The sequence below is a fragment of the Vibrio sp. 10N.261.52.A1 genome, assembly GCF_002876325.1.
GTDB classification, from domain to species: Bacteria; Pseudomonadota; Gammaproteobacteria; order Enterobacterales; family Vibrionaceae; genus Vibrio; species Vibrio chagasii.
The window spans coordinates 1-4,539 of the sequence record NZ_MCYD01000791.1 but is presented as its reverse complement, the minus strand read 5'-3'; the positions used below and the strand labels follow the sequence as shown (position 1 = coordinate 4,539).

5 protein-coding genes and 1 riboswitch are annotated in these 4,539 nt (G+C 41.2%); of the genes, 3 read left to right on the top strand and 2 right to left on the bottom strand.

Annotation, left to right across the window (positions count from 1 at the left end; genetic code table 11):
• Positions 1-27: 27 nt before the first annotated feature.
• Entirely contained in the window at positions 28-741 is a 714-nt protein-coding gene (torR, locus tag BCT81_RS16485; RefSeq protein ID WP_004737446.1) for a two-component system response regulator TorR, read from the bottom strand.
• A gap of 256 nt (positions 742-997) precedes the next feature.
• Between torR and torD the strand changes: the two genes are divergently transcribed.
• From torD to BCT81_RS16470, 3 genes are all read left to right on the top strand, one after another.
• Entirely contained in the window at positions 998-1,645 is a 648-nt protein-coding gene (torD, locus tag BCT81_RS16480) for a molecular chaperone TorD (protein ID WP_102425139.1), read from the top strand.
• A gap of 316 nt (positions 1,646-1,961) precedes the next feature.
• Positions 1,962-2,966, top strand: coding sequence for an HTH-type transcriptional repressor PurR (gene purR / locus BCT81_RS16475; RefSeq protein ID WP_102425138.1), 1,005 nt, complete (start codon positions 1,962-1,964; stop codon positions 2,964-2,966).
• A 170-nt stretch (positions 2,967-3,136) separates the two neighbouring features.
• A riboswitch (cyclic di-GMP riboswitch) is annotated at positions 3,137-3,222 on the top strand.
• Positions 3,223-3,349: 127 nt separating this feature from the next.
• Positions 3,350-3,940, top strand: coding sequence for a TfoX/Sxy family DNA transformation protein (locus BCT81_RS16470; protein ID WP_004737443.1), 591 nt, complete (start codon positions 3,350-3,352; stop codon positions 3,938-3,940).
• 103 nt (positions 3,941-4,043) lie between these two features.
• Here the strand turns inward: BCT81_RS16470 and BCT81_RS16465 are convergent, their stop codons facing one another.
• Positions 4,044-4,403, bottom strand: coding sequence for a DUF3316 domain-containing protein (locus BCT81_RS16465; protein WP_102425137.1), 360 nt, complete (start codon positions 4,401-4,403; stop codon positions 4,044-4,046).
• Positions 4,404-4,539: the final 136 nt, after the last annotated feature.

Here is a 4,539-nt window from a genome sequence, read left to right as displayed (position 1 = left end):
CTTGCTGACTAAGTGCTCTTAAAGAGTTTAGTCACCAGCAAACATGTAACCTTCGCCGTGAACCGTCACAAAAATTTGTGGGTTCTTCGGATCGAACTCCATTTTTGCGCGCATACGACGAATAAGTACATCAATAGTACGGTCATTCGGAGCATCAACACGGTGGCTGATCATATTAAGAATACGTTCGCGGCTTAATACCTGATTAGGGTAAGAAGACAGTGCAACCAATAATTCATATTCAGCTTTCGTCAATTTTACCGGCTCGCCGTTTTTGCTTAACGCACGACGAGGGATATCAAATGTCCACTCACCAAAACGAACCACTGACTCATCTTGTGACTCTTCAGCCTCACCTGCTGTCGTTTTACGAGCAGCAGAAATGCGCCAAAGTAGATTTTTAACTCGAACTAATAACTCGCGAAGTTCGAAGGGTTTAGTAACGTAATCGTCAGCGCCCATTTCAAGGCCAACAATTTTGTCGATGCTATCCGTGCGTCCAGTAACTAAAATAATTCCAATGTCAGATTGACTGCGTAATTCGCGAGTTAGCATCAATCCATCTTCGCCTGGTAAGTTGATGTCCAGCATAATGAGGTCAACGTTGTTTTCTTCTAACACGCTTCTCATTTGAGCACCGCTCTCGGCCTCGCTAACTGTGTAACCTTCGTTCTGGAAATAACCAACCAGTTTACTACGGGTCACCACATCATCTTCTACGACTAATACGTGATAGCTCATCTACACCACTTTTCTTATTTAATAGTTTCGGTGACTATTCTATTCATAACTAGTAACAATTCTAGTGGTACTGAAGATAAATGCCAGAAACATGGATTTTTTTTGATACAAGACAATCTTAAACCTTGCTATTTGTCGTCTGGCACAATTCAATATAGGCATTACTACTAACGAGTAACTTTGCATTTCGCAAATAACCTCGTCATCAGCCTTGGTGTGCGAAAAGACACCACAAGACTAAATCAGGATCTATGTAATGAAAGATACGAAAGCGTTCAATGAGCAAAGAGCAGAAATTTACTGGTGGCTATCAAGCTTATTCGCCAAAGAGCTCACTCAAGACGAACTTGACCACTACCACTCTGTTGAAATTCGTTCTTTCTTAACTGGTTTAGGCGAAAATGAAACTCTAAAGCCTGCTATTGATAAGTTAGTTGATGCACTGAACCGCCTACAAACTCGCGAAGATGCACAACTAGAACTGTCTGCTGACTTTTGCGACCTTTTCCTAAAGACAGATAAGCATGGCGCCCTTCCTTATGCTTCAATGTACATCGGTGAAACTGGCCTATTAAACGATAAACCAGCGAAAGAGATGGAAGAGATCATGGCTAAGCACAACCTAGTGGTTAACCAAGATCTAAAAGAACCAGCAGACCACATAGCTATCGAACTCGACTTCTTAGGTAACCTAATCATTCGTTCTAATGAAACAGAATCAGAAGAAGAACTAGAAAAATCGTTCGAAGTTCAGCAACAATTTATCGAGCAACAGCTATTAACTTGGATCCCGAAATTCAACGTTAAGTGTCACGATGTTGATGAATTCGGTTTCTACGCTGCTGTCTCTTCTCTGTTAGTGGCTTTCTGTCAATTAGATGCTCAATATTTAGCTGGTGAATAAGCTTAACTGATGACTAGGTAAATAAATTCCGTAGAATGTGACAATTCACCCGGATTTCTGGGTGAATTGTATTGCGAGTATTTTCTAGTCAGTCTAGAATTGTGACCGCAAACGATAAAATATGAAACATTCACGAAATGCTATGCTTATTAAGTTCAGAGCATTTCGGTGTTAAAACAAGCCGCTCACTAGCGGTTTTTTGTTTTTTAACACTTTGGTACCCAAAGAGCCCTACAAATTTAAGCTCTTAGTTAGGTAGCTTAACGGCTACTTCACTCCGTACTTTGGGGAAAGTAGCTTCTAATAGGATAAAACCATGGCCACTATAAAAGATGTCGCTCGCTTAGCAGGCGTATCAACCACAACCGTTTCTCACGTAATCAACAAAACACGTTTTGTTGCAGAAGCGACTCAAGAAAAAGTAAATAAAGCGGTAGACGAATTAAACTATGCACCAAGTGCTGTTGCTCGTAGTTTGAAGTGTAATTCAACACGAACTATCGGCATGCTAGTGACTCAATCAACAAACCTATTCTTCTCTGAAGTTATTGATGGTGTTGAGAGCTACTGCTACCGTCAAGGTTACACTTTGATCCTGTGTAACACTGGTGGTATCTATGAGAAGCAACGTGACTACATTCGAATGCTTGCAGAGAAACGTGTAGATGGCATCTTAGTTATGTGTTCAGACCTAACAGAAGAACTGAGAGAGATGTTAGATCGTCATGCTGACATCCCTAAAGTAGTCATGGACTGGGGCCCAGAGAGTTCTCAAGCAGATAAAATCATTGATAACTCTGAAGAAGGCGGCTACCTAGCGACCAAATACCTAATCGACCGCGGTCACTCAAAGATTGCTTGCTTAAGTGGCCACTTAGACAAAGCAGCCTGTGTTGAACGTATTGCTGGTTACAAGCGCGCTCTAGAAGAAGCAAACATCACTGCAAGTGACGATATGATCATCGAAGGTAACTTCGAGTGTGATACGGCAGTACTTGCGGCAGACAAGATTGTTGAGATGGAAGAACGCCCTACGGCAGTATTCTGCTTTAACGATACCATGGCACTCGGCTTAATGAGTCGCTTACAGCAAAAAGGCATCCGTATCCCAGAAGATATCTCTATCATTGGCTACGATAACATCGAACTGGCTGAGTACTTCTCTCCACCATTAACCACCGTTCACCAACCGAAACGTCGTGTCGGTAAGAACGCATTCGAAATTCTGCTTGAGCGCATAAAAGACAAAGATCATGAAAAACGCGTCTTCGAAATGCACCCAGAAATTGTTGAACGTAGTACAGTTAAAACGTTAAATTAACTGATAAATTGAGTTTATTTTCATCAAGCGCACCTTTGGGTGCGTTTTTTTTATCAGCAACCAAAATAAACCTAGTTTCATATAATAAAGATCATTAATTGAAGCAATATCACACTTTGAAATATCAAGTGTGAGCCTCATTCAACAAAAACTTTATTCTATTCAATCAGTCACGCACAGGGCAAATCACTTGAAAAGGTGAGACGCAAAGCTTCCGGCCTAAACCACTCGTTGGTATGGTAGCGGGGTTACCGATGGCAAAATGCAGTAACTACTAATAATTTAGTAATTTACGGCTTATTGACAATGTAATTGCAACATTTTGCTAATCTCTCGGACCTGCTTATTTGGTGGCGTAGTTCAAATACACCGAGATAAATAACATGGATAAACCGATACTAAAGGACTCAATGAAGTTATTTGAGCCCCTAGGAAAAATAAAGTCACGCTCAATGTTTGGTGGATTCGGTCTTTTTGCTGATGACACTATGTTTGCTCTGGTTGTTAATGACCAGTTGCACATACGAGCAGACAAAGGCACAACAAAACAGTTCGAGCAACAAGGGTTTCAACCGTACGTCTACAAAAAACGTGGTTTCCCTGTCGTAACTAAATACTTCGCTTTACCAGAAGGCCTGTGGCAAGACCAAGAGAAAATCTTACAACTTGCAACTACGTCTCTGGGTTTTGCAAAAGAAGAGAAAGCTGAACAGTCCGCTGCTAAGCCTACTCGACTCAAAGACCTCCCTAATCTTCGACTTGCCACTGAGCGCATGTTGAAGAAAGCCGGGATTGATTCCGTAGAACGTTTATATGAATCTGGCTCTGTAAACGCATTTAATGCCATCAAGGAATCTCATACGTCCTCTGTCAGTATTGAACTGCTTTGGGCATTAGAAGGAGCGATCAATGGCACGCATTGGTCGGTTATTCCACAGCAACGTCGCGAAGAGCTTATCAGTCGCGTCAATTAACATTGTCAGTACACCCTTTTTATACAACTAAGCCGCATTTCTGCGGCTTTTTTTTCGATTCGTAATGTTAGATAGCGTGCTGTTTTAGTACCCTATCAACATTCTAGAAAGATGGTCGATAATTATACTTAAAGTCGACTTTGACCAACGGAACGAAGTTAATCTCTCCAGATGAGTTCATGATTTCTTTGACTTTGATGCTCCCGTTTCTGATTTCAAACGAACGCACGTCCACCTTTTCCGAAGCTTGAGGTAGGATTTTGCTGAGTTCATAGGAACCCTTGCCGTTTATCTCCATCCAGATTTGTTTACCAGATTCGTAAGCCTGTGATTGGCTCGCAACTACATCCCCTTTAAAGATTTTAGATTCTACAGCGGCTCTATGATAGACACCCGAACCCATAGCTTGGAAAGAGAAAAGGCTTGTTGTAGCGATAACCGTCATCATTGATAATAATTTCATAGCTAGCTCCTTAGTTGTCTGCCTGAATAATTATCTAAAACAATCTTCATGCCTCGATTGTTACGTATATAGAACGAACCAAGACCAAAACTCTTTCAAATTTTTATCACTTTTTACGTGGTACAAATTATTACTC

Excerpts from the sequence above, each read along its gene's own strand:
- torR (WP_004737446.1), bottom strand. The coding sequence starts at position 741 with ATGAGCTATCACGTATTAGTCGTAGAAGATGATGTGGTGACCCGTAGT.
- torD (WP_102425139.1), top strand. The coding sequence starts at position 998 with ATGAAAGATACGAAAGCGTTCAATGAGCAAAGAGCAGAAATTTACTGG.
- purR (WP_102425138.1), top strand. The coding sequence starts at position 1,962 with ATGGCCACTATAAAAGATGTCGCTCGCTTAGCAGGCGTATCAACCACA.
- BCT81_RS16470 (WP_004737443.1), top strand. The coding sequence starts at position 3,350 with ATGGATAAACCGATACTAAAGGACTCAATGAAGTTATTTGAGCCCCTA.
- BCT81_RS16465 (WP_102425137.1), bottom strand. The coding sequence starts at position 4,403 with ATGAAATTATTATCAATGATGACGGTTATCGCTACAACAAGCCTTTTC.